Source organism: Sphingomonas sp. DC5200-1 (assembly GCF_049897245.1).
In the GTDB taxonomy this organism is placed as follows: Bacteria; Pseudomonadota; Alphaproteobacteria; order Sphingomonadales; family Sphingomonadaceae; genus Sphingomonas; species Sphingomonas aquatilis.
This window is the reverse complement of record NZ_JAFCVW010000006.1, coordinates 73,201-96,039: the sequence shown is the minus strand read 5'-3', so window position 1 is coordinate 96,039 and position 22,839 is coordinate 73,201. Positions and strand designations below refer to the sequence as shown.

22 protein-coding genes and 1 other RNA gene are annotated in these 22,839 nt (G+C 68.0%); 14 read left to right on the top strand and 9 right to left on the bottom strand.

The genetic code is table 11. The features are described from left to right. Window position 1 precedes the first annotated feature (1 nt). Window positions 2–904: an RNA polymerase sigma factor RpoH gene (gene rpoH / locus ACP7A3_RS14630; protein ID WP_017978208.1), complete on the bottom strand. Its 903-nt coding sequence runs from the start codon at window positions 902–904 to the stop codon at window positions 2–4. Window positions 905–967: 63 nt separating this feature from the next. Continuing rightward, on the bottom strand, window positions 968–1,915 hold the full coding sequence (locus ACP7A3_RS14625; RefSeq protein WP_017978209.1) for an RluA family pseudouridine synthase: 948 nt from the start codon (window positions 1,913–1,915) through the stop codon (window positions 968–970). Between the two features lie 20 nt (window positions 1,916–1,935). Here ACP7A3_RS14625 and ACP7A3_RS14620 point away from each other — a divergent pair, with 20 nt between their 5' ends. From ACP7A3_RS14620 to ACP7A3_RS14565, 12 genes are all read left to right on the top strand, one after another. After that, a complete protein-coding gene (locus ACP7A3_RS14620) occupies window positions 1,936–2,337 on the top strand; it encodes a Mov34/MPN/PAD-1 family protein (RefSeq protein ID WP_426256384.1) in 402 nt (133 codons plus the stop codon). A 182-nt stretch (window positions 2,338–2,519) separates the two neighbouring features. Further along, on the top strand, window positions 2,520–3,164 hold the full coding sequence (locus tag ACP7A3_RS14615; RefSeq protein WP_053111633.1) for a histidine phosphotransferase family protein: 645 nt from the start codon (window positions 2,520–2,522) through the stop codon (window positions 3,162–3,164). Between the two features lie 78 nt (window positions 3,165–3,242). Beyond that, entirely contained in the window at window positions 3,243–5,534 is a 2,292-nt protein-coding gene (locus ACP7A3_RS14610; protein ID WP_426256385.1) for a chemotaxis protein CheA, read from the top strand. Next, on the top strand, window positions 5,534–5,959 hold the full coding sequence (locus ACP7A3_RS14605) for a chemotaxis protein CheW (RefSeq protein WP_294253783.1): 426 nt from the start codon (window positions 5,534–5,536) through the stop codon (window positions 5,957–5,959). The genes ACP7A3_RS14610 and ACP7A3_RS14605 overlap by 1 nt, the downstream gene beginning before the upstream one ends. A 68-nt stretch (window positions 5,960–6,027) precedes the next feature. Next, the gene (locus ACP7A3_RS14600; RefSeq protein ID WP_017978214.1) at window positions 6,028–6,393 is read left to right on the top strand and encodes a response regulator; all 366 of its coding nucleotides are present in this window, start codon (window positions 6,028–6,030) and stop codon (window positions 6,391–6,393) included. Window positions 6,394–6,440: 47 nt separating this feature from the next. Then, window positions 6,441–7,559 carry a chemotaxis protein CheB gene (locus ACP7A3_RS14595; RefSeq protein WP_426256450.1) on the top strand — a complete coding sequence of 373 codons (1,119 nt, stop codon included), beginning with the start codon at window positions 6,441–6,443 and terminating at the stop codon, window positions 7,557–7,559. Beyond that, window positions 7,556–8,461: a CheR family methyltransferase gene (locus tag ACP7A3_RS14590; protein WP_426256386.1), complete on the top strand. Its 906-nt coding sequence runs from the start codon at window positions 7,556–7,558 to the stop codon at window positions 8,459–8,461. Before ACP7A3_RS14595 ends, ACP7A3_RS14590 begins: the two co-directional genes overlap by 4 nt. A gap of 58 nt (window positions 8,462–8,519) precedes the next feature. Then, complete coding sequence (locus tag ACP7A3_RS14585; protein WP_426256387.1) at window positions 8,520–9,209, top strand: N-acetylmuramoyl-L-alanine amidase; 690 nt, start codon at window positions 8,520–8,522, stop codon at window positions 9,207–9,209. A 10-nt stretch (window positions 9,210–9,219) separates the two neighbouring features. Next, window positions 9,220–9,584: RNase P RNA component class A (rnpB, locus tag ACP7A3_RS14580), an RNA gene on the top strand. A 47-nt stretch (window positions 9,585–9,631) separates the two neighbouring features. Beyond that, the gene (locus tag ACP7A3_RS14575; protein WP_426256388.1) at window positions 9,632–11,599 is read left to right on the top strand and encodes a hypothetical protein; all 1,968 of its coding nucleotides are present in this window, start codon (window positions 9,632–9,634) and stop codon (window positions 11,597–11,599) included. Between the two features lie 47 nt (window positions 11,600–11,646). Further along, window positions 11,647–12,186 (top strand): J domain-containing protein, encoded by a 540-nt coding sequence (locus ACP7A3_RS14570; protein WP_017978218.1) that lies wholly within the window; start codon window positions 11,647–11,649, stop codon window positions 12,184–12,186. Next, window positions 12,171–12,491, top strand: coding sequence for a (2Fe-2S) ferredoxin domain-containing protein (locus tag ACP7A3_RS14565; protein WP_426256389.1), 321 nt, complete (start codon window positions 12,171–12,173; stop codon window positions 12,489–12,491). The genes ACP7A3_RS14570 and ACP7A3_RS14565 overlap by 16 nt, the downstream gene beginning before the upstream one ends. Before the next feature lie 154 nt (window positions 12,492–12,645). Here the strand turns inward: ACP7A3_RS14565 and ACP7A3_RS14560 are convergent, their stop codons facing one another. The 3 genes from ACP7A3_RS14560 to rplJ form a co-directional block, all read right to left on the bottom strand. Continuing rightward, on the bottom strand, window positions 12,646–13,050 hold the full coding sequence (locus tag ACP7A3_RS14560; protein WP_426256390.1) for a SufE family protein: 405 nt from the start codon (window positions 13,048–13,050) through the stop codon (window positions 12,646–12,648). A 470-nt stretch (window positions 13,051–13,520) separates the two neighbouring features. Continuing rightward, window positions 13,521–13,898: a 50S ribosomal protein L7/L12 gene (gene rplL / locus ACP7A3_RS14555; protein WP_017978221.1), complete on the bottom strand. Its 378-nt coding sequence runs from the start codon at window positions 13,896–13,898 to the stop codon at window positions 13,521–13,523. A 76-nt stretch (window positions 13,899–13,974) separates the two neighbouring features. Then, window positions 13,975–14,490 (bottom strand): 50S ribosomal protein L10, encoded by a 516-nt coding sequence (gene rplJ, locus ACP7A3_RS14550; protein WP_017978222.1) that lies wholly within the window; start codon window positions 14,488–14,490, stop codon window positions 13,975–13,977. A 572-nt stretch (window positions 14,491–15,062) separates the two neighbouring features. On the opposite strand from rplJ, the gene ACP7A3_RS14545 reads away from it, so the two are divergent. Together ACP7A3_RS14545 and ACP7A3_RS14540 are read left to right on the top strand one after the other, a co-directional pair. Continuing rightward, window positions 15,063–17,537 (top strand): alkaline phosphatase PhoX, encoded by a 2,475-nt coding sequence (locus ACP7A3_RS14545; protein WP_426256451.1) that lies wholly within the window; start codon window positions 15,063–15,065, stop codon window positions 17,535–17,537. Window positions 17,538–17,715: 178 nt separating this feature from the next. After that, entirely contained in the window at window positions 17,716–18,213 is a 498-nt protein-coding gene (locus tag ACP7A3_RS14540) for a PilZ domain-containing protein (protein WP_017978225.1), read from the top strand. 436 nt (window positions 18,214–18,649) lie between these two features. Here ACP7A3_RS14540 and rplA read toward each other — a convergent pair whose 3' ends face one another. The 4 genes from rplA to dinB all read right to left on the bottom strand — a co-directional run bounded on the left by rplA (window position 18,650) and on the right by dinB (window position 22,781). Continuing rightward, the gene (gene rplA / locus ACP7A3_RS14535) at window positions 18,650–19,342 is read right to left on the bottom strand and encodes a 50S ribosomal protein L1 (protein WP_017978226.1); all 693 of its coding nucleotides are present in this window, start codon (window positions 19,340–19,342) and stop codon (window positions 18,650–18,652) included. 4 nt (window positions 19,343–19,346) lie between these two features. Continuing rightward, window positions 19,347–19,778, bottom strand: coding sequence for a 50S ribosomal protein L11 (gene rplK / locus ACP7A3_RS14530; protein WP_017978227.1), 432 nt, complete (start codon window positions 19,776–19,778; stop codon window positions 19,347–19,349). A gap of 301 nt (window positions 19,779–20,079) precedes the next feature. Further along, complete coding sequence (locus tag ACP7A3_RS14525; RefSeq protein WP_017978228.1) at window positions 20,080–21,210, bottom strand: SET domain-containing protein; 1,131 nt, start codon at window positions 21,208–21,210, stop codon at window positions 20,080–20,082. Window positions 21,211–21,683: 473 nt separating this feature from the next. Next, window positions 21,684–22,781 (bottom strand): DNA polymerase IV, encoded by a 1,098-nt coding sequence (dinB, locus tag ACP7A3_RS14520; RefSeq protein ID WP_426256391.1) that lies wholly within the window; start codon window positions 22,779–22,781, stop codon window positions 21,684–21,686. Window positions 22,782–22,839: the final 58 nt, after the last annotated feature.

Below are 22,839 nucleotides of genomic sequence, written 5' to 3'. Positions count from 1 at the left end.
CTCAGGCCGCGATCAGGCGCTTTTCGCCGGCGATGCGCATCATCGCCTTTTGCAGCTTCTCGAACGCCCGCACCTCGATCTGGCGCACGCGCTCACGCGACACGCCGTACACCTGGCTCAGCTCTTCCAACGTCTTGGGATCGTCGGTCAGGCGCCGCTCGGTCAGGATGTGCTTTTCGCGGTCGTTCAGGTCGTCCATCGCGCTGACCAGCATGTCGTGGCGGACGTCCGCCTCCTGCGCGTCGGCGACGACCGCGTCCTGCAAGGGCGCATCGTCCTGCAACCAGTCCTGCCACTGACCCTCGCCATCTTCGCGCATCGAGACGTTGAGCGACGTGTCGCCGCCCATCGCCATGCGACGGTTCATGCTGACGACATCGCTTTCGGCGACGCCCAGATCGGTCGCGATCTTGGTGATGTGTTCGGGACGCAGGTCGCCGTCCTCGAACGCATCGAGCTTCGACTTCATGCGTCGCAGGTTGAAGAACAGCTTCTTCTGTGCCGCAGTGGTGCCCATCTTCACGAGGCTCCACGACCGCAGGATATATTCCTGGATCGACGCGCGGATCCACCACATCGCATAGGTGGCGAGGCGGAAGCCCCGATCGGGCTCGAACTTCTTCACGCCCTGCATCAGGCCGATATTGCCTTCGCTGATCAGCTCCGACGTCGGCAGGCCATAACCGCGATAGCCCATTGCGATCTTGGCGACGAGGCGCAGGTGGCTGGTGACGAGCTGCGCCGCCGCCTCGGTATCGCCATGCTCCTGGAAGCGCTTGGCGAGCATATATTCCTGCTCGGGTTGCAGGATGGGGAATTTCTTGATCTCGGCGAGGTAGCGGTTGAGGCTCTGCTCGCCGCCGAGGGCAGGTATCGTCGCGGGGACGTTGCTGCGGGCTGCCATGATCTGATCTCCCTTATCTTGCGGAGGCGTGTCGTCCCTGTCGCGGCAACGAACGGTCCGGACCTATACGTGAAGCTCGGTGAACAGTTCCTGCATGTCTGCAGGCATATCGCTATCGAACGCCAAAGCGGTGCTTTTCACCGGATGGATGAACCCCAGATGCGCCGCATGCAAGGCCTGGCGGCGGAAACCGAGGGTTTCGAGAAGCGCTTTTTGAGCACCCTTTGTTCTACCATAGACCGGGTCGCCCAGCAAGGCGTGCCCGATCGAAGCCATGTGAACGCGGACCTGATGCGTGCGCCCCGTCTCAAGCCGGCATTCGACCAGAGCCGCGTCGCGCAGCAGCTCCATCGTGCGATAATGCGTCACGGCGCGCTTGCCGCCCTGAACGATCGCGATCTTCTTGCGGTTGGTCGCCGAGCGGGCGAGGGGGGCGTCGACCTTGCCCTCCGCCGGTCGCGGCCGTCCGCCGACGATCGCGCGATAGCGCCGATCGATACTGTGGTCGTGGAACTGGCGGGCCAGACCCTCATGCGCGCGATCGGTCTTGGCGGCGACCATCAGCCCGCTGGTATCCTTGTCGATCCGGTGGACGATCCCCGGCCGCGCGACGCCGCCGATGCCCGACAGGCTGCCCTGGCAATGGTGGAGCAACGCGTTGACCAATGTGCCGTCGAGATTGCCCGCCGCTGGGTGGACGACGAGGCCGGCCGGCTTGTCGATCACGATCAGATGTTCGTCTTCGTAAGCGATGACGAGGGGGATATCCTGCGCCTCGTTGTGCGGCAGCGTCGGATTGGGCACCGCGACGTTTAGCCGATCCCCCGCGCTCGCACGCTTGGCGGGATCGCGCACCATCACGCCGTCGCGCGTCACCGCGCCGCTGGCAATCAGCACCTTCAGCCGCTCGCGTGACAGCGTCGGCACCGCATCGGCGAGCGCACGGTCGAGCCGCCAGCCATCGGCGGCAGGCGCGATCGTCGCTTCAAGGATGGAAACCCCCCGGTCCATACCGTAACGATGTGGGAACGATGGTGACGATTGCAAGCGACCTTGCCCGCCAAATCCTGCGCGCTGCGGCAGCGTCGCCGGACGAAGAGGTGTGCGGCCTGCTATTCGGCACGGCCGACGCGATCGCGGCGGTGCAGCCGTGCCGCAACGTCGCCGCCGATCCGTCGCGCTGGTTCGAGATCGATCCCGCCGCTCTGCTGGCGGCGCACCGAGCGGCACGGAACGGCGCGCCTGCGATCGTCGGCTGGTATCATTCGCACCCGAACGGGCTGGCGATGCCGTCCCCTCGCGACGCTGCGAGCGCCGCGCCGGACGGCATGCTGTGGCTGATCGCGGCGGGCGGCGCACTGCGCGCGTGGCGGGCGGTGGAGGATGGGCCGGTCGAGGGGCGGTTCGAGGCGGTGGCGCTCGGGGTAGTATAAGAACTGCCGTCATCCCAGCGGAGGCGGGGATCCATAACCTCTACCCTTTCGGCTCGATCCGCCACGCTGGCGCGTCTGGATTCCCGCCTACGCGGGAATGACGAAAGTGGCTCGCATGCCTCGCTGCGCTTGCACCCGTGACTCATCCCCGCCACATCAGAGCGATACTTCAGGGGATACCCATGTCCGTCAGCCCGATCGATTTTGCGAGCCTGCTCTGCTCGCGCCTGTGCCATGACCTGCTGTCGCCGGTCGGCGCGCTCAACAACGGGCTGGAGCTGCTCGGCGACGAGAACGATCCCGAGATGCGCACCCGCGTCTTTCAGCTGCTCAGCGAGAGCGCGCGCGTATCCGCCAACAAGCTCAAATTCTTCCGCCTCGCCTTCGGTGCCGCCGGCGGGTTCGGCGAACAGGTCGACGCGCGCGAGGCGAAGACCGCGATCGAGGGGCTGCTCGCGGACAATAAGCGCACGCAGTTCAACTGGTGGGTGGAAACGGAGACGCTGCCCAAGTCCGCGCTGAAGGTGATGCTCAACCTCGCCCTGATCGCCAGCGAGGCGCTGGTGCGCGGTGGCACGCTGGATGTCGGCGGCGAAGACAATGGCGGGCAACTGGAGATCGTGGTCAAGATCGAGGGGCCGCGGATCATCCTCGACCCCGAACTGCGCCGCACGCTGACCGACGGCGAGGGGGCCGAAGGCGTTACCCCGCGCGCCGCCGCCGCCTATCTGGTCCACACGCTCGCCGCCCAGGCCGGCGGCACGGTGCTGGTCAGCGAACCGGCCGAGAATGTCATGATCTTCGGCGTCGCCTTTCCGAACGGCTGATCGGCGTCGGGCGCCGCAGTAAACGCGCTCTTAACCCCTCATCCGCCATGACCCCACGCGACTATCGCCCGGGGACCCATGGACGACCTGCTGCAGGAATTCATCGCTGAAACCCGCGAGACGCTCGACGCTTTGTCGGGCGAGATCGTCGCGTGGGAGGCGGATCCGGCCGATCGCGCGCGGTTAGATGCGATCTTCCGCTTCGTCCACACGGTGAAGGGCAGCTGCGGCTTCCTCGATCTGCCGCGCCTCGCCCGGCTGAGCCATGCCGCCGAAGATGCGCTGGCGACGGTGCGCGACGGCCGCCGGACGCCGGATACCGCGCTGGTCGATGCCGTCCTCGCGATCGTCGACCGGATCGGTGACATCGTCGAGGCGATCGATGGCGGCGAAGCGCTGGACGATACGGGCGAGGACCTGCTGATCGCGGCGCTGGCGGAGGATGCGCAGCCGGTCGCATCAGTGCAGGCAGCGCACCTGCCGCGCGTCGGCTCTCGCTCCGTCCGGCTGAACGTCGACCTGCTCGACCGGATGATGAGCGGCATGTCCGACATGGTGCTCGCCCGCAACGAACTGGCACGACGGCTGCGCGATACCGATAGCGATCCGCTGGTCGAAGCGGCACTGGAGCGTCTGTCGCTGACCGTTGCCGACATGCGCGATACCGTCACCCGCACCCGCATGCAGCGGATCGACGCTCTATTCTCCGCCTTGCCGCGCATGGTCCGCGATACCGCCGGCGAGCTCGGCAAGCTGGTGGCGCTGACCATTGAGGGCGCCGACGTCGAGCTGGATCGCGAGATGATCGAGCTGATGCGCGATCCCTTGCTCCACATCATCCGCAATGCGGTCGACCATGGTATCGAGGCGCCGGCGGATCGCCGCGCGGCGGGCAAGCGCGACACCGGCCGCCTGATCGTCGCCGCGCGTCAGTCGGGTAATCAGATCCTCGTCGAAATCACCGACGACGGCCGCGGTATCGACGTCGATCGGCTGGTCGAAAAGGCCAAGGCGCAGAAGATCCTGACCACCAGCCAGGCCGCCGCGATGGATCATGCCGCCAAGCTCGACCTCATCTTCCACCCCGGCCTGTCGAGCCGCGATACGGTGACCGCTATTTCCGGTCGCGGCGTCGGCATGGACGTGGTGCGGGCCAACATCGAACAGCTTGGCGGGCGCATCCATCTGTCCAGCCAGCCGGGGCGCGGGCTCAGCATCGTGATCTTCGTGCCGCTGACATTATCGATCATGTCGACGATCGTCGTCGGCGTCGGCGATCATCGCTTCGCGATCGCGCGCCAGTCGGTCGACGAAATTCTGCGCATTCGCGGCGAATCGGTGCGGATCGACACGATCGGCGACACGGCAGTCGCGACCGTGCGCGGACGGCGCCTGCCGATAGTATCGCTCGCCGAATTGATGGGCCTTGCCGGCGAGAAGGATCAGGCCGCGACGCTCGCGATCGTGTCGACGCGCGGCGGCGATTATGCGCTGGTGATCGATCAGGTGATAGATACCGAGGATCTGGTGGTCAAGCCGGCGGCTCCCGCCGTGATGGCGACGGGCCTGTACGCAGGCCAGACGCTGCCCGATTCGGGCCAGCCGATGCTGCTGCTCGACGGATCGGGCATGGCCACCATGGCGGGCCTGCGGTTCGACAAGACGCTGATCGCCGACGAGGCGCCGGTCGAACAGACGCGCGCGGACGCCATTCCGGCCCTGCTGTTCGAGGATCTGGACGGCCAGCGCCGCGTGATGCCGCTCGCGGCGATCGACCGCGTCGAGCCGGTGTCGGTCGATGCGATCCGCCTGACCGCGGGCAAGCTGCGGCTGGCGATCGGCGGGGCGCTCGTCCCCTTGCAGGCGGTCGCCCCGTTCGGCGCCCGACGTGAAGTACCCGTGCTGCGCCTGACAGATGGTTCGACCGAGATCGCCTATGCGATCCATGAACCGGTCGAAATCGTCCATCTGCCCGATCAGATCGCCCCCGTCTTCGGCTGCGGGCCGGTTGCCGGCGTCGCGATCATCGGCGGCGAACAGGTGGAATTGCTCGACGCGCATGCGCTGTTCGCGGGCGAAGCGCTGCGACCGGCCGAGCCGCGTCTGTGCCTGTTGCAGGGGGATGGCAGCGGCTGGATGGAAACCTTCCTGCGGCCGATGCTGGATGCGGCGGGCTATCGCTGCGTCACCCAGCCGCCGGCCGACGTGCCGGTCGACGTCGCGCTGGTGATGGACGATCGACCCGTCGCGCCGGCCGTCGCGCGCAATGTCGTGCGGCTGCGGCGCGATCCGGGGGTGGGCGAGGGCATCTATCGCTACGACCGGTCGGCCTTGTTCGATGCGCTGGCGCGCGCGGTGGGGGAAGGATGATGGAGCTGTTCCTGATCGCCCAGATCGCCGGCCGCGGCGTCGCGATCGCCACGTCGCAGATCGATTCGGTGGTGGATATCGCCGAAACGGTCGCCGTGCCGCGGACCGCGCGCGCGATCCGTGGGCTGGTCGCCTTGCGTAGCCGCGTGGTGACGGTGATCGACACCGGCACCGCGCTCGGCCTCGCACCGATGCCCGCCCATGCGCGCCGCGCGGTGATCACGCGGGTCGACGGCCATGATTATGCGGTGCTGGTCGATTCGCTCGACGATGTTGCGCTGTTCGATCGCCAGTCGCTCTCTCCCGGCCTCGCCCTCGATCGCGGCTGGGCGCGGGTGGGCGTCGGGCTGATCGAACGGGACGACGAGGCGCTGCTGATCGTCGATCTCGCGGCGATTGTTCCGCAACAGGCCGTGGCGGCTTAACGGCCCGCTTACCCTTGCCTGTCACACAGGCGTCAGAACGAACACTTCCTTCGTGAAAAGGCGTATCCGTGAAGACCTGCCTCGTCGTCGACGATTCGAAGGTGATCCGCAAGGTGGCCCGGCACATTCTGGAAACGCTGGACTTTACCGTGACGGAGGCCTGCGACGGCCGTGAGGCGCTCGACGCCTGCCTGGCGTCTGCCCCTGACGTGATCCTGCTCGACTGGAACATGCCCGTGATGAGCGGGATGGATTTCCTGCGCGCGTTGCGCGAATCGGCGATCCCCTCGCGACCCAAGGTCGTATTCTGCACCACCGAGAACGGCATGGCCTACATCCGCGCGGCGATCGACGCCGGTGCGGACGAATATGTGATGAAGCCGTTCGACCGCGACACGCTCGAATCCAAGCTCCAGATCGTCGGCCTCGCCTGAGCCGGTCCGGGTGCATGGCGCCGCTTCCCCAACCTTTGCGTGACGACGTGCAGGCGGAGGACGACAGTCCCGCAGCGCCGCCCCGGCCGCTGCCGCGCATCCTGATCGTCGACGATTCGGCCGTCACGCGTGCGGTGATGGAGCGGATCGTCACCGCCAGCGGCCGCTATGTCGTCGTCGCCAGCGTCAGCACGATCGCGGCGGGCCTGGCGGCGCTGGCGCGGGAACGGATCGACCTGATCCTGCTCGACATCAACCTGCCCGACACCGATGGCCTCACCGCCCTGCCGGCGCTGCTCGCCGCCAGCAACGCGGCGCACGTGCTGGTCGTCTCGGGCGCGCTGAACACGGGCAGCGACGTCGCGCAGCAGGCGCTCGACGCGGGCGCGATCGACACGCTGTTCAAGCCCGAGGCCGGCCAGCGCATCACGCAGTTCAGCGAATCGCTGCTCGGCAAGATCGATCGGCTGCTGGCCGTCGATCCCGCACCCGCCGTGGTCGACGAGCATCCCCCGGCGTTGGCGATCCGCACGCCGGCACCCGTGCGCGATGCGAAGGGCGTGACCGTCCCGCTCGCCACGGCAGCGGCGGATTACGACGTGGTGGCGATCGGCGCCTCGACCGGCGGTATCCATGCGCTCAGCGAATTGCTGCGGGCGATACCCGCTGAATTCCGTCTGCCGATCCTCGTCACGCAGCATCTGCCCGCGGCCTTCATGCCCTATTTCGCGGCGCAGCTCGCGGTGATCGGCGGCCGGCCGTGCGAGGTCGCGTGCGACCGGATGCGGGTGCGCCCCGGGCGGATCATCGTCGCGCCGGGCGATGCGCATATGCGCTGCGTCCGCCTGCCCGACGGGTCGGCCGCGGTGCGCCTGACCGACCAGCCGAGCGACAGCGGCTGCATGCCGTCGGTCGACCCGATGCTGGCGTCGCTCGCCGACATCTTCGGGCCCCGCGTGCTCGCCATCGTGCTGAGCGGCATGGGGCGCGACGGCGCCGATGGCGCGCGATCGGTACATGAGGCGGGAGGGAGCGTGATCGTGCAGGACCGGATCAGCTCGGTCGTCTGGGGCATGCCCGGCACCATCGTGCAGGCGGGCCATGCGGACGTCGTCCTGTCGCCGCGCGATATCGGCCTGTTCGCCGCCGCCGGACAGCGGCCATGATTGCCCCGTCGCGCGCGACCGCCGTGCGCCCGCCTGCGGCCGGCAGCACCGTATCGCCCGCGACGCTGCAGATGTTCAGCGCGTTGCTCGAGGCGCGGACGGGCCAGCGCATCGCCAGCTATCGATCCTGGCGAATCGATACGGCGCTGAAATCGCTGATGCGCGATCGCGGCCTCGGAACGCTCGACCAGCTCGTCGCGCTGCTGCGCGACGGGCGCGATCGCCCGCTCGCCGACGAGGTGGTCGACGCGCTGCTTAACCAGGAAACCTCGTTCTTCCGCGATGCGCCGATCTTCGACCTCGTCGTCGAGGCGGTGGCCGCGGCCGAACGGCGCGGGCACCGTGCGCGCATCTGGTGCGCCGGCTGCGCGACCGGGCAGGAGCCGCAATCGCTGGCAATGCTGTTCGCCGAGCGGGCCGAAGCGGGCGCCCCCATGCCCGAAATCCTCGCGACCGACGTATCCGACCTGGCGCTCGCCCGCGCCCGCGCCGGCCGTTACACGCAGTTCGAGATCCAGCGTGGTCTGCCGATCCGCCAGCTGATGCGCTGGTTCGATGGCGAGGGCGGGGAATGGACGATCAAGCCCGACCTCGCCCGGCGCGTCATGTTCCGGCAGCACAATCTGGTCGCCGACCGCCCACCGGCCGGCGCGTTCGACGTCATATTGTGCCGTAACGTGCTGCTCTATCTGTCTCCCGAAACCAAGCAGGCCGTCTTCCGCACCTTCGCCAACGCGCTGCGCCCCGATGGCCTGCTGGTGCTGGGGGCGGGGGAGACGGTGATCGGCCAGACGCAGCTGTTCCAGCCGAGCCGGACGCTGCGGGGCTTCTACGAACGGTCGGCCGTGCCGACGCCCGACGGCGGCATCGCCGGCGCAGCCCAGGGCCGCGGCGGCGCCTGACCGCGGATCGTCCGGCCCCTCTTACCTCGCGCGTGCGGCTCGGCTAACGTGCATCGCCATGGACCGTCTCGACACGCCCTCGCCGAACTTCGACGAGCGGACGCTGCCGATCAGCATGATCGTGCTGCACTACACCGGCATGCAGGATGCCGCCTCCGCCCGTGCGCGCCTGTGCGATCCCGAGGCCAAGGTCTCGTCGCATTATCTGCTCGACGAGGACGGTACGCTCCACCGCCTCGTCGCGGAGGAGCATCGCGCCTGGCACGCCGGCGCATCGCATTGGCGCGGCATCACCGACGTCAATTCGGCGAGCATCGGGATCGAGATCGTCAATCCGGGGCATGAATGGGGCTATCGTCCGTTCCCGGAAGCGCAGATCGAGGCGCTGCTGCCGCTGGTCGCGGACATCAAGGAGCGCCACGGCATCACCCGCGGCAATATCGTCGGCCATTCCGACGTCGCGCCGGTGCGCAAGCGCGATCCGGGCGAACTCTTCCCCTGGCACCGGCTCGCCCGGCTGCGCCTCGCGCTGCCCCGGCCGACGCGTAACTTGCTCGACCCGATGTGGACGCAGGCGGGCTTCCTGCTCGCGCTCGAACGCTTCGGCTATGACGTCACCGATCCGATGGCGGCGATCATGGCGTTCCAGCGCCGTTTCCGCCCCGAGCTGATCGATGGCGAGATCGATGCCGAATGTCGCATGATCCTGCTCGCGCTGCTGCTTCCCAAACCGCAGGGGGATGAGTAGAGAGGCACGGTCAGAGGGTCGGGCGGCCGCGGGCATCGCAAGATGCGCGAGGAAAGTCCGGGCTCCGCGAAACGACGGTGCCGGGTAACGCCCGGCGGGGGCGACCCCAGGGACAGTGCCACAGAGAGCAGACGGCCACTCCTTCGGGACGGTCATGGTGAAAGGGTGCGGTAAGAGCGCACCGCGCGACCGGTAACGGAAGCGGCACGGCAAACCCCACCGGGAGCAAAACCGAATAGGGACGGCACAGGGGCTTCGTTTCAGCTCGTCGTCCGGGTTGGTTGCTGGAGGCGGCGCGCAAGCGTCGTCCTAGAGGAATGGTCGCCCAGTCCCTTTGGGGATGGACAGAACCCGGCTTACAGACCCTCTGGCGTTTATCTTCCCCTGCGGTCAGGATGTACCCCGAGTGGGGGAGTGACGACATGCAGGGACGGATGGCCGCAATCGCGGTGCTGGGATTGGCCGTGAGCAGCATCGGTCAGGCACAGCAGGCGCCACAGCGCCCGGCCGAGCCGCGCACGGTGCAGCAGGATTTCGAAGCCGCGACGGCCTTGTCGAGCGGCACCGATCGAGCCGCCGCACTTGCCGCGTGGGAGGCTCTGGAAAAGCGGGTCGCGGACCGACCACGCAATCTCGGGCTGGTGCTGGTCCGCAAAAGCGTTGTCCTGGATGCGATGAACCGCAGCGACGAATCGGTCGCCGCCGCGCGCCGCGGACTTGCGCTGCTGCCGGCGACCGACGCGTCGCTGCGCGACGATCGCTATTCGGCCTACAGCAACCTTGCGCATGTCGCGCATCGGACGCTCGATTACGCCAGCGCGGCATCCTTCTACGCGCAGGCGGAAACGCAGGCGACGAACCCTACCGATAAGCTCGCGGCGCTGCTCGGCCAAATCCGGACCGCGACCTTCACCGATCCGGCGGCAGCCGCGGCGGCGGCGGCGCGCGCCGATGCGCTGCTAGCGCAGGTGAAGGCGGACAAGGACGTGCTGGCGAGTTTGGCCTCCGCCAAGGCCGTGTTGGCGCTGAACCGCCACGACCTGCCGACCGCGACGGCGCAGGCGATGGATGCGGTGAAGGACCTGGGCGGCCTGACCAACAAGACCGATCTGCGCGATGCCGCTGCCCGCTCGACCGCCGCGCTCGCCCTGCTGCTGTCGGGCCGCAAGGACGAGGCCCGCCGCTATATGGCGATGACCGGCGCCGGTCGCGTGCCCGACGGTAATTTCGATCCGGGCGCGGCGATGATGCCGCCCGATTGCGGTGGCGAGGCCGGATTGAAGCCGCAGGACATGGCGATCGTGCAGTTCTCGATCCGCGACGACGGAACGGTGCTGCTGGCCGAACCCATCTACGCAGAGGGCGGCGGCGCGGTCGCGCTCGCCTTCGCCCAGGCCGCGCGGAGCTGGTCGTGGAGCGTCGAGCAGGTCAAGGCGATTCCGTCGTTCCTGCGCTACAACGTCCGCGTCGAACTGCGCTGCAACCTCGCCTTTCCGCGGCCGTCGATCGGTGATGGACTGATGACGACGCTGACCGAATGGCTCCGCGCCCAGGGAAAGCCGGTGCCGGACGAGCCGGAGAACCCGGCTCAAGCGCTTGCCGGCGAACGCGCGGCGCTGGCCGCGGCGCCCGACGGCTTGCCGCGCCTCGTCGCGCTGGTGGCGCTAATCCGATCGCCGGTGGTCCCGCGTGAGGAAAAGCAGGCCTTCGCCGAGGAGGCGTTAAAGATCGCGCAGGGGGCCAAGGCGCCCGTGACGGGTCAGCTTGGCCTCGCGCTCGAGGAACGCACCAACAGCCGCGCGGATATCTGGGGCGCCTCTGCCTACCGTCGCGTCGTGGCGCCGCTGCTCGACCAGCCACCCTATGCCGACAATCCGCAGGCGCGCGCCGCGATCCGGCTGCTCCTGGCCGACAAGGAGGAACCGCGCAGCGACCGGCGGGCGGCGCTGCTGGATCAGGTGGTCAAGGATCAGGCGCTCGGCGAGCAGGACGCGCTGCGGACCGGCGCGCTGATCCGCCTGGCGTCGCTGGCCCAGGCGCGGGGCGATGCGGTCGCCGCGAAGGACGCCTTCGCCCAGAGCGGCCTGTCGGCCAATCAATGCGCGCTGGTCGGCGATGCGCCGCAACTTCGCCATGCCGGAGGCACCTTCCCCGAGGAAGCGATGTCCTGGGGTTTTGAGGGCTGGACGCGCACGCAGTTCGACATCGCGGCCGATGGCGCGGTCGTCGCGCCGCGCGTGATCGTGTCCTATCCGCCGTTCATCTTCACCCAGGCCGGCAATGCGACGGCCAAGAGCTTCGTCTTTTCGAAGACCTATCGCCCGGCCGGCGCTCTCGCCTGCGGTGCGGCGACGCGGCAGGTCCGGTTCCTGCTGCCGTCTAGGCACTGATTGCCGCGGCGGTTGCGCGCCGCCGCCCAGCGCTTATGTGGGCGGGGATGGCGCGTAATCCCACCCGTTCAAACGACTGGGGCTTTCCCCGCTGGCGCGGCTACGGCTCGTCGCGCGAGGCGACCACGGTCCGCCTGTGCGACCGGCATGGCTGCGACGCGCCGGGCAATTGCCCGGCGCCCAAATCGCCCAACAGCCCCGACCGCTGGTATTTCTGCGAGGCGCATGCCGCCGAATACAATCGCGGCTGGAATTACTTCGAAGGTCTGTCGGCCGAGGAAGCCGCCCAGCGCGAGGCATCGGAAAGCCGCACCGCGTCGGGCTATGCCAATGCCAGCCATTATGCCTGGGGCGGCCCCGGCGATGGCAGCCGCTCGCGCGACGAAATGCGCGCGCTGGAGGCGCTGGAGCTGGACAGCGACGCCGATTTCGATGCGGTGAAGGCGGCGTGGCGCCGGCTGGCCAAGGCGAACCACCCCGACGTCCGGCCCGGCGATGCCGATGCCGCGGTCCGCTTCCAGGCGGTACAGGCAGCCTATGAGGTCTTGCGGACGGCAGAGGAGCGGCGCGAGTGGCGCCCCAGCTGAAACATGTCCCCAGCGCATGGTCCGGCGCGGTCCTGGTCTGCGGCAAATGTTCGAAGAAGATCGACGGCGGCTTCGGCAAGAAGGGCCGCACGCCGCTCGCCAAGGTGCTGCGCAAGATCCTGGGGCTGAAGAAGGACCGCAAGGCGCCGCTCGGCGTGGTCGAGACGCGCTGCCTGGGCGTGTGCCCGCGCGGTGCGGTGGCGCTGATCGACGGCCGCGATCCCCACCGCTGGCTGGTGGTGCCGCAGGGCGCCGACGTGGCGGAACTGGCGGCGCGCCTCGCGCCGCAGCCCGAGGCGCGCTGAGCTTCGCCCCACCCCTCCCGTCACCCCGGACTCGTTCCGGGGTCCACTCCGCGGCGAGGGGGATGGCTGGAGGCGTGACCGTCCCCTAGCGGCCCGGTGGACCCCGGACCAAGTCCGGGGTGACGAGGTGGGTTGTGGGTGCGCCCCGAATCCCTCAAACGTACCGCGGCGCCGTTTCGCGGATCAGCGCGATCATGTTCGGGATGCCCTGCGTCCGGTTCGAACTCAGCTGGTTCTTCAGGTCGAACGACGCCAGTTCGCCCTCGATATCGGTCGCCAGGATATCGCCCGGCGCGCGATCCTGCACCGTCAGCAGAACCAGCGCGATGATCCCCTTGGTGATCGCAGCATTGCTGTCCGCCAGGAAATGCAGCGTGCCGTCGTCACGGCGCGTGGGGTACACCCACACCGACGCCGAACAGCCGCGCACCAGCGTCGCCTCGGTCTTCAGCGCATCCGGCATCGGTTCGAGCGCGCGGCCGAGATCGATCAGCAGCCGATAGCGATCGTCGGCGTCAAGAAAGTCATATTCGTCGCGAAGGTCGGCGAGGTTGGTCATGCGACGCGCGGTACAGGTGGGGGCGGGGCGGGGCAACCGGGCTCGTCTCAGCGGGCTTATGCGGTCCACGCCAACTGTCATCGCAGGGGATGCGAAACCTCTTTGGGGGGCGCCTCGCTTGCGACTCTTAAGCCGTCACCCCGGACTTGTTCCGGGGTCCACCGGGCCGCAAGGGGACGCTTCGTTGCCTGCGACACTGCGGATGTCGGAACACGTCCGGCATGACGTAAAGGTCTTTCGAGGATCCCGCCAAGGCGAGCGTTGGCAGCCGCGAGGGGGGCGCTTTTTCCGTGCGGATGGTCTTGCACAGACACGAAAAAGGGCGGCCTCCTTGCGGGGGCCGCCCTTGATCTGTCGCTTTGGTCGGCCGTCATGGGGGCAAGCCCCATGACGTCGAAGCTCGGCGGTGCCGAGCCCGGCCGGCCGTGCGGGAGTGCGGCGGGCTGGCCCGCCGTCTCTCCCGCTACAGCTTACTTCAGCTCGACGGTCGCGCCTGCTTCTTCGAGCTGCTTCTTGATCTTCTCGGCTTCGTCCTTGTTCACGCCTTCCTTGACCGGCTTCGGCGCGCCCTCGACGAGAGCCTTCGCTTCGGTCAGGCCCAGGCCGGTGATCGCGCGGACTTCCTTGATGACGTTGATCTTCTTGCCACCGTCGCCGGTCAGGATCACGTCGAACTCGGTCTTCTCTTCAGCGGCCGGAGCGGCAGCGCCACCGCCAGCAGCCGGAGCAGCGGCAACAGCCGCAGCGGCCGAAACGCCCCACTTCTCTTCGAGCATCTTCGACAGCTCAGCGGCTTCGAGGACGGTCAGTTCGCTCAGGCTCTCAACGAGCGCGTTCAGGTCTGCCATGGTACTTCCTTCATAGTTCGGGGCATCGCCCCGGAGTGTCGTTCACAAAATCGCTTGAGGCCAAGCGCCTGAAAGCTCAGGCGGCTTCCTTCTCGGCATAGGCCGACAGCACGCGCGCGATCTGCGCCGCGGGAGCCTGGGTGATCGTCGCGAGCTTCGTTGCCGGAGCAACGATGAGGCCCACGATCTTCGCACGCAGTTCGTCCAGCGACGGCATGGTGGCGAGCGCCTGCACACCGGCTACGTCGAGAGCCGTCGCGCCCATCGATCCGCCCACGATTTCGAACTTGTCGTTCGTCTTCGCGAATTCGACCGCAACCTTGGCTGCGGCGACCGGATCGACCGAGGAGGCAAGGCCGACCGGGCCGGTGAGCATATCGCCCAGCGCGCCATAGTCGGTGCCATCGAGTGCGATCTTGGCAAGCTTGTTCTTCGAGACCTTGTAGGTCGCGCCGGCATCACGCATCAGATTGCGCAGTCGCGTGGACTGCGCCACCGTCATTCCGTTGTTGCGGGTGACAACCACCACGCCGACCTCGGAAAAGGTGCGATTCAACTCGGCAACGGCCGCGGCCTTTTGAGCACGATCCATGCCATTCTCCACGTTTGAGAAGGCCACGCGAAGCGGCCCTCCCGGTTACAAACCGGCAGGGGAGAACCCCGGCCGGGGTTGTCCATCGATGGGGAAGGGCACCCGTGAAGGTGTAGCAGACCGACGCAAGGCTAGCGCCCGACCGGTCCGTCAAATTCCTGTCCCCGTCTCGGCAGGACATTAAGCCGCGGCATATTCCGCGGCACCTGCTGTCTTGGACGGATGCACGACGGGCGAACCCGCCGGCAAGGCCGCGCACATAGCGGAAATACGGGCCGAGTCAATCATGCGCATAGGTCCTCCCCCGCCAGGGGGAGGGGGACCGCTCGGCGCAAGCCGAGTGGTGGAGGGGGAGGGAAACGATATCCCTCGTCGCAAAGGTCATCGCCGACCACCCCCTCCGTCAGCGTTGCGCGCTGCCACCTCCTCCAGAATTTACATGTCTTCAATTCGTCACGTTCGTTTCATCCGGCCGTCATCCGATCGCAATCCCCCTGCCGCTTTCCCCCGCCAAAATGGGGATCGCACCGCCGGCCAACGGGCCGCGATCAAGGGGGAATTTCATCATGACCATGCTCGACCAGCCGGCCATCGGCTATGACGATGGCGACATCGATACCAATGTCAGCACGAACGGCCATATCAACGATCTGATCGCGCTCCGCTATTCGCGCCGCCAGACGCTGCGCGGCGGCCTGTCGGCGATGAGCATGGCGGTGTTCGGCGGCGCGATGCTGGCGGGCTGCGACAAGGACGATACCCGCCGCGCGACGACGGTGACCGCAGGCGACGCCACCAGCACCACCAGCGGCAAGACGGTGACACTGGTCGGCACCGTCACCAGCGGCACGGCGAGCAGCACCGGCTGGACGCAGACGAGCGGCCCGACGGTCGCGCTGAGCACCAATTCGACCGGCACCGCCACCTTCACCGCACCCGCGGTGACGCAGAGCACCGTGCTCGGCTTTCAATTTGCCAGCACCTCGTCGGATGGCATCCGCTCGATCGCCGATACCAGCGTCACCGTCGCGCCTGCGATCCTCGATTTCACCGCGGTGTCCAAGAGCCTGGCCGACGTCGTCGCCGTACCCTCGGGCTATCAGGTGGCCGTCCTCTACCGCCTCGGTGATCCGATCAACGGCAGCGTCGGCGCTTATGCCAATGACGGCAGCGACACGACCTTCTCGGCGCGCGCGGGCGACCATCACGACGGCATGAGCTATTTCGGGCTCGCCGCCAGCGGCACCACGCCGGATGCGAGCAACAGCAGCCGCGGCCTGCTGGTGATGAACCACGAGAATATCACCGAAAGCTATCTGCACCCCAACGGCCCGACCAACCTGTCGTCGGGCGTCCGTCCGACCGCCGAGGTGCTGAAGGAGATGGAATGCCACGGCGTCAGCGTGATCGAGATCACGCGCGGCACCAGCGCTTGGAGCTACAGCAGCACCAGCAGCTTCAACCGCCGCATCACGCCGTTCACGCCGACCAGCTTTTCGGGGCCGGTCGCGGGCAGCGCGTTGCTGTACACCGCCTATGCGACCAACGGCCGCACCGGCCGCGGCACGATCAACAATTGCGCCAACGGCCGCATGCCGTGGAATACCTATCTGACCGCGGAAGAGAATTGGGCGGGCTATTTCCGCCGCGATTCGGGCGACAACACGCGCCGCGCCGCTGCGGTGGGGGCGAAGTCGGTCACTGCCTTCTCGCGCTACGGCCTCAGCGAACGCGCGGGCAATTATCGCTGGACCTTCTCCGACGCGCCGACCGCGGGCGACACGACCCGCGTCGCCAAGTTCAACGCGACGATCGATCCGACCAAGGCGTCGGACGGCACGCAGGATTTCCGCAACGAACCCAACCAGTACGGCTGGATCGTCGAAATCGACCCGTTCGACCCGTCGTCGACCCCACGCAAGCGCACCGCGCTCGGCCGCATGAACCACGAAGGCTGCGTCGTCGGCCGCACCATCGCCGGCGTCCGCCCGGCCTTCTACATGGGCGACGATGCGCAGAACGAATATCTCTACAAATTCGTCTCCGCGACGCCCTGGTCGGATGCCGATGCCACGGCGAGCAACCGCCTGGCTATCGGCGACAAATATCTCGACAGCGGCACGCTCTACGTCGCCAAGCTCAACGCGGACGGCAGCGGCCAGTGGCTGCCGCTGGTGTTCGGGCAGGGGCCGCTGACCGCGGGCAATGCGGCCTATGCCTTCGCCGATCAGGCCGACGTGCTGACCCACGCCCGCCTGGCCGGCGACGCGCTGGGCGCGACCAAGATGGACCGTCCCGAATGGACCGCGGTCAACCCCGTCAACGGCCAAATGTACCTGACGCTGACCAACAATTCGTCGCGCACCGCGGCCAACACCGATGCCGCCAATCCGCGCGCCTATAGCGATCCCAAGACGACCGGCGGCCAGACCAACGGCAATCCCAACGGCCACGTCATCCGCTTGCGCGAAACCGGCGACACCAGTGAGGCGACGAGCTTCACCTGGGATATCTACGCCTTCGGGGCAGGCGCGGACCTCAACCCCGCCAACATCAACCTGTCGAACCTCGATGCGACGAACGACTTCTCGTCGCCGGACGGCCTGTGGTTCGCCCGGCCCAGCAACGTCGCGGGGCAGGGGACGCCGCTGATGTGGATCCAGACCGACGACGGCGCCTATACCGACGTCACCAATTGCATGATGCTTGCCGCGATCCCCGGCACCGTCGGCGATGGCGGCACGCGGACGATTACCAACAGCCTGAACGGCGTCACCGCCAGCCAGACGACGCGCATCGGCAAAGCGCCCGGCACGTCGCTGAAACGCTTCCTGGTCGGCCCGAAGCAGTGCGAGATCACCGGCATCGATTCGACGCCCGATGGCCGGACGCTGTTCGTCAACATCCAGCATCCGGGCGAAAACGGCGGCCCGACCAACATCACCAGCAACTGGCCGCAGAGCCAGGCGACCGGCACCGGCACCGGTCGTCCGCGCTCGGCGACGATCGTCATCACCAAGACGGATGGCGGCATCATCGGCCTGTAATCGGACCGGCGCGACCGCGGGTGACGACCACCCGCGGTCGCTGCCTTCAAAAAAAGTCCGCTTTCGACCCGCGTCGGGAACCTCCCGTTAAAGACTGGCGCGGCATAGCAGGCTCCATGATCCCGAGTGCCACCCCTCTGTCGCCGATCGTGGGCCCCGTTCGCCCAGAGGAGCGGCCGTGAAGCAGCGGGAACCGCGCCGGAAGGTGATGGTGCGTGCGCGTATGCGCCGGGGCACCGGTTGGGGCGACGTCACGATCCACAATATGTCGTCGCGCGGGCTGCTCGCCACTGCGGACGAGGAATTCCGCCCGGGTACAGTGATCGAGATCCGGCGCATCCATCACATCATCGTCGGCCGCGTCGTGTGGGCGAAAGGCCAGTATTTCGGCGTCCGCACGCAGGACAAGATCGACATCGACGGCATCGTGTCGGCCAAGCCCCCGGCGCAGAAGCCGGGAACCGAGGCGGGCGCATCCGGCCCAGACCGGCGCGGCGCCAACCGGGCCGTCTCGGTCGCCGAGCGGGAGGCCAAGAGCCGCCGCTTCGCCGCGCGCTTCCAGTTCGTCGTCATGCTGATCGGCATCGGCGCTGCGGGACTGATCGCGGTGCAATATGTCTCGGGCGTGCTGTCCACCCCGCTCGCCGCCGTCAGCGCCGCGCTCGACGGCAAGTAAGGCCGCCGGGTCGTTCCCAACGCCCCGTCACCCCGGACTAGTTCCGGGGTCCACCGGGCCGCTGGGGGGCGTTCTCGCCTTTGACCATCCCCCCGCCGCGGAGTGGACCCCGGACCAAGTCCGGGGTGACGGGTGGGTGAGGCAGGCGTTCCGAACCACGCCCAACGCGAGACGGGTCGGGATCGCCCGCCATGCGGGAGGCCAATAGGGCCCGCCGGGCAGGTCCAAACGCCCCGTCACCCCGGACTAGTTCCGGGGTCCACCGGGCCGCGGGGGGCGTTCTCGCCTCTGACCATCCCCCTCACCGCGGAGTGGACCCCGGAACACGTCCGGGGTGACGGCGTGGGTGGGGCGGGCCTTCGCGCATCGCGCCCACACGCAAAAAGGGCCGGGATCGCTCCCGGCCCTTTTCGTGTTTCCGAACGAGCGGAAAGGCTTACGCGCCCGCGACCTCGGCGGTGTCGACGCGGATGCCCGGGCCCATCGTCGAGCTGACGGCGACCTTGCGGACATACTTGCCCTTGGCGCCCGACGGCTTCGCCTTGACGACCGCATCGACCAGCGCGTCGAAGTTGCGACGCAGGTCTTCCTGGCTGAACGACGCCTTGCCGATGCCCGAGTGGATGATGCCGGCCTTTTCGACGCGGTATTCAACCTGACCGCCCTTGGCGGCCTTCACCGCTTCGGCGACGTTCATCGTCACGGTGCCGAGCTTCGGGTTCGGCATCAGGCCCTTGGGGCCCAGCACCTTACCGAGGCGGCCGACGACGCCCATCATGTCCGGGGTCGCGATGCAGCGATCGAAGTCGATCGTGCCGCCCTGGATCGTTTCCATCAGGTCTTCCGCACCGACGACGTCGGCGCCGGCGGCGCGCGCTTCGTCAGCCTTCGGGCCGCGGGCGAAGACGCCGACGCGGACGGTCTTGCCGGTGCCGGCGGGCAGCGTCACGACGCCGCGGACCATCTGGTCGGCGTGGCGCGGATCGACGCCCAGGTTCAGCGCGACTTCGATCGTCTCGTCGAACTTGGCGGTGGCGTTCTGCTTCGCGAGCGCGATCGCCTGATCGACGCCGTGCAGCGTTTCCGGGTTGATGGCGTTCGCCTTCTGCTTCTTGGTCAGCTTGGCCATTCTATCAGCCCTCCGTCACTTCGAGGCCCATCGCGCGGGCGGAGCCTTCGATGATCTTGGTCGCAGCCTCGATGTCGTTGGCGTTCAGATCCTTCATCTTGGTCTGGGCGATCTCAGCGAGCTTGCTGCGCGCGATCTTGCCCGCGACGACCTTGCCCGGCTCCTTCGAACCCGACTTCAGGCCGGCGGCCTTCTTGATCAGGAACGACGCCGGCGGCGTCTTGATCTCGAAGCTGAACGAACGGTCGGCATAGACGGTGATCTTGGTGGGCAGCGGGGTGCCCTTGTCCATGTCGGTCGTCTGCGCGTTGAACGCCTTGCAGAATTCCATGATGTTCACGCCGCGCTGACCCAGCGCCGGGCCGATCGGCGGGGCGGGCTTGGCGTCGCCTGCAGGAACCTGCAGGTTGATGTAACCTGTGATCTTCTTTGCCATGTCACTCTCGTTTCAAGTTTAGCGGTCCAGACGGGGCAAGCCCCTCCCGCAAGCATTCCAGGCATGCGCGTGGAAGCGCGGGCCCTTACGCGCAAAGGCGCGCGGGGGCAAGGGGGCAACATGGACCGCCCGGCGGCTACGACAGGGGTGGTCGTTCTCTTTCGCCAATCCTTCCCTCGTCATCCCGGCCTCGAGCCGGGATCCCGCTTCTTTCCTCTATCGTCGATAAAGCAAGACCCCGGATCGAGTCCGGGGTGACGGGGTTGGCGGCTCGCGCGGCGGGCATCACGCCCCACGGACTCTACGCGACGCGGCGTCCCATGTCGCGCTCATCCAGATACGGCGCCACGATCCCCATCGCGCGATAGCGGTCCTGCACCTCCGCCGGCAGCAGCGCAAAGGCGCGGATGACGCCGCGGCATTCGGGGCTGCCGCACGCGCATTGCATCGACCAGTCGGGGTCGGCGAGCGTGGTGGAATAGTCCCAGGCGATCTCCTCGCCCGGCGCGATCGGGCGCAGCGCAACGAGGAAGACGCCGTCGTCGGTGAAGCGCAGGCCCGCATTGGGCGAACAGCTGTGGTTGATCAGATCGTCGATCCGCCCCGACGGCCCCATGTAGCGGTCGCGCCCGATCTGCAGATACCGGTCGGACGCGCCGCTCAACCCTTGCGGCAGACGCGCGGCGGGGACGATCGGGCCGGAGAAGCGCACGATCGTCTCGGCTTGCGCGAAGCCCTGTGCGGCGAACACCGCCTTGCCGATATGCGTCTCGCCGACCGCGAACGGGTTGGCGGGCAGATAGGCGTCGAGCACGCGCAGCTTGCCCTCGCGCCGCCCGAACGAACGGATCGGGTTGAGCGTCGCCAGGCCGACCATGAACCAGACGCTGGCGTGGCACAGCAGCTCGACGACGACATAGCCATATTCGCCCACGCCCGACCCCGGGCTGCGCATCGTCACCAGCAGCGTCGCCATATCGCCCAGCGTCCACAGCCCCCAGGCCGGCGAGCGTTCGCGCGCGCGATCCTCCCACACGCTCGCCCAGGTCGGCCAGAAGCCCAGCGGCACCGCCGCGACGACGAGCATATGCGCCCAGAATGTTTCCTGCAGCGGCAGCCACAGGATGATCGCGGCGAGGCTGGCCGCCATGCAGATCGTCTCGGTCGAGGACGGCCGCGTCCAGCGCGAGCGGCGCCACATGGCAAGCGTCACGACGATACAGGCGAGCGCGGAGACGATGAAGACGATGCCCTGCGGCTCACCCGGATTGACCGCGACATAGGTGGCGGCCTCGACCCCCGTCGCGACCGTCCAGATCAGCCAGGACGCGCGGCTCGGCTCAAGCAGATGCCGCCGAAGCCCTGCCAGATAAATGGCATAACCCGACAGGCTCAGCACCATCGCCACGATGAACCAAGGCTCGACCGTCATTCCCCCACCTTCTTGGTGAACAGGGCGTAAACTATGATGGTAAATCCGTCGAGGGGGCGGGGCGTCTCGCGAAGTCGGCGGCAGAACGGATGGCCGGTTTCATCCGAGGCCTTCGCCAACCCCCGCCGTCACCCCGGACTTGGTCCGGGGTCCACCGGGCCGCGAGGGAGCGGCTGGAGCCTCTTGCCGTCCCCCAAGCCGCGGAGTGGACCCCGGAACCAGTCCGGGGTGACGGGATGGGTGGGGCGGGGGTTTCGTGACCTACAACGGCAAGCTTGGACCGGGTCTGATGCCCTCAAGGCCCCGGCCCCGGTTGTGGCATCCCACACACGCGCACCACCGCATGCCGCCCGGCTCGCGCACCCCCCTACCGTCACCCCGGACTTGATCCGGGGTCCCGCTTCATGACCCGCCACCAAAAGCGAACCCCCGGCTCAGGGCCGAGGCAACGCGACGGCGGGCCGCGACAAACCCTACAACGGCAAACTCGGCTGCACCGCGTCGTCCGCCGGCTCGGCGCCCGGCCGCAGGATGCCCGACAGCGTCAGGCCGAGCAGGCGGACGCCGCCCGGCACGGGCAGTTGCGCGGTCAGCAGGTCGATGCCGATGCCGAGGAACGCCGCCTTGCTCGCCACCGGCACTGCGAGCGAGCGGGCGCGGGTGATCGTCTGGAAATCGGCGTGGCGCAGCTTCATCGTCACCGTTTTGCCGCGTGCGCCCGAACGTTCGACGCGCTCCCATGCCGCATCGGCGACGCGGGCGAGCGCGGCGTGGAGGTCGGCGGGATCGGTCAGATTGGTCTCGAACGTCCGCTCCGCACCGATCGACTTGGCGGCGCGATGCGCGCGGACCGGACGGAAATCCTGCCCGCGCGCGGCGCCGTAGAGATAATCCGCATAGGAGCCGAAATGCTGTTGCAGAAAGGCGAGCGGCCGGTCGCGCAGGTCGGCGCCGGTGACGATGCCCAATTGCTCCATCCGCCGCGCCGTCACCGGCCCCACGCCGTGGAAGCGCTTGACCGGCAGCGAGGCGACGAAGGCGGCGCCCTTGTGCGGCGGGATGACGCAGAGGCCGTCGGGCTTGTTCTGGTCCGATGCCAGTTTGGCGATGAACTTGTTGTAGCTGACCCCTGCCGAGGCGGTCAGGCCCGTAACCTGCTTGATCCGCGCGCGGATCTGTTCGGCGATCGCCTTGGCCGAGCCCAGGCCGTGGCGATCTTCGCTGACGTCCAGATAGGCTTCGTCGAGCGACAGCGGTTCGACCGCGTCGGTGTAATCGGCGAAGATCGCGCGGATTTGGTTCGACACGGCCTTGTAGACCTCGAACCGCGGGCGGACGAAGACGAGGTCGGGGCAACGCCGGATCGCGGTGACCGAGGGCATCGCCGATCGCACGCCGAACGCCCGCGCCTCGTAACTCGCCGCCGCCACCACGCCGCGCGCGCGGCTGCCGCCGACCGCCACCGGCTTGCCCCGCAACGCCGGATCGTCGCGCTGTTCGACCGAGGCGTAGAAGGCGTCCATGTCGACGTGGATGATCTTGCGCATGGGGGGCGTCGCGCCGTCGGCCATCGTGCAGCCATCCCGCCAATCCCATCGCAGATCAAGGCGTTGCCGTTGCGTTTGCGGT

Excerpts from the sequence above, each read along its gene's own strand:
- rpoH (WP_017978208.1), bottom strand. The coding sequence starts at position 904 with ATGGCAGCCCGCAGCAACGTCCCCGCGACGATACCTGCCCTCGGCGGC.
- ACP7A3_RS14625 (WP_017978209.1), bottom strand. The coding sequence starts at position 1,915 with ATGGACCGGGGGGTTTCCATCCTTGAAGCGACGATCGCGCCTGCCGCC.
- ACP7A3_RS14620 (WP_426256384.1), top strand. The coding sequence starts at position 1,936 with ATGGTGACGATTGCAAGCGACCTTGCCCGCCAAATCCTGCGCGCTGCG.
- ACP7A3_RS14615 (WP_053111633.1), top strand. The coding sequence starts at position 2,520 with ATGTCCGTCAGCCCGATCGATTTTGCGAGCCTGCTCTGCTCGCGCCTG.
- ACP7A3_RS14610 (WP_426256385.1), top strand. The coding sequence starts at position 3,243 with ATGGACGACCTGCTGCAGGAATTCATCGCTGAAACCCGCGAGACGCTC.
- ACP7A3_RS14605 (WP_294253783.1), top strand. The coding sequence starts at position 5,534 with ATGGAGCTGTTCCTGATCGCCCAGATCGCCGGCCGCGGCGTCGCGATC.
- ACP7A3_RS14590 (WP_426256386.1), top strand. The coding sequence starts at position 7,556 with ATGATTGCCCCGTCGCGCGCGACCGCCGTGCGCCCGCCTGCGGCCGGC.
- ACP7A3_RS14585 (WP_426256387.1), top strand. The coding sequence starts at position 8,520 with ATGGACCGTCTCGACACGCCCTCGCCGAACTTCGACGAGCGGACGCTG.
- ACP7A3_RS14575 (WP_426256388.1), top strand. The coding sequence starts at position 9,632 with ATGCAGGGACGGATGGCCGCAATCGCGGTGCTGGGATTGGCCGTGAGC.
- ACP7A3_RS14570 (WP_017978218.1), top strand. The coding sequence starts at position 11,647 with ATGGCGCGTAATCCCACCCGTTCAAACGACTGGGGCTTTCCCCGCTGG.
- ACP7A3_RS14560 (WP_426256390.1), bottom strand. The coding sequence starts at position 13,050 with ATGACCAACCTCGCCGACCTTCGCGACGAATATGACTTTCTTGACGCC.
- rplL (WP_017978221.1), bottom strand. The coding sequence starts at position 13,898 with ATGGCAGACCTGAACGCGCTCGTTGAGAGCCTGAGCGAACTGACCGTC.
- rplJ (WP_017978222.1), bottom strand. The coding sequence starts at position 14,490 with ATGGATCGTGCTCAAAAGGCCGCGGCCGTTGCCGAGTTGAATCGCACC.
- ACP7A3_RS14545 (WP_426256451.1), top strand. The coding sequence starts at position 15,063 with ATGCTCGACCAGCCGGCCATCGGCTATGACGATGGCGACATCGATACC.
- rplA (WP_017978226.1), bottom strand. The coding sequence starts at position 19,342 with ATGGCCAAGCTGACCAAGAAGCAGAAGGCGAACGCCATCAACCCGGAA.
- rplK (WP_017978227.1), bottom strand. The coding sequence starts at position 19,778 with ATGGCAAAGAAGATCACAGGTTACATCAACCTGCAGGTTCCTGCAGGC.
- ACP7A3_RS14525 (WP_017978228.1), bottom strand. The coding sequence starts at position 21,210 with ATGACGGTCGAGCCTTGGTTCATCGTGGCGATGGTGCTGAGCCTGTCG.
- dinB (WP_426256391.1), bottom strand. The coding sequence starts at position 22,781 with ATGGCCGACGGCGCGACGCCCCCCATGCGCAAGATCATCCACGTCGAC.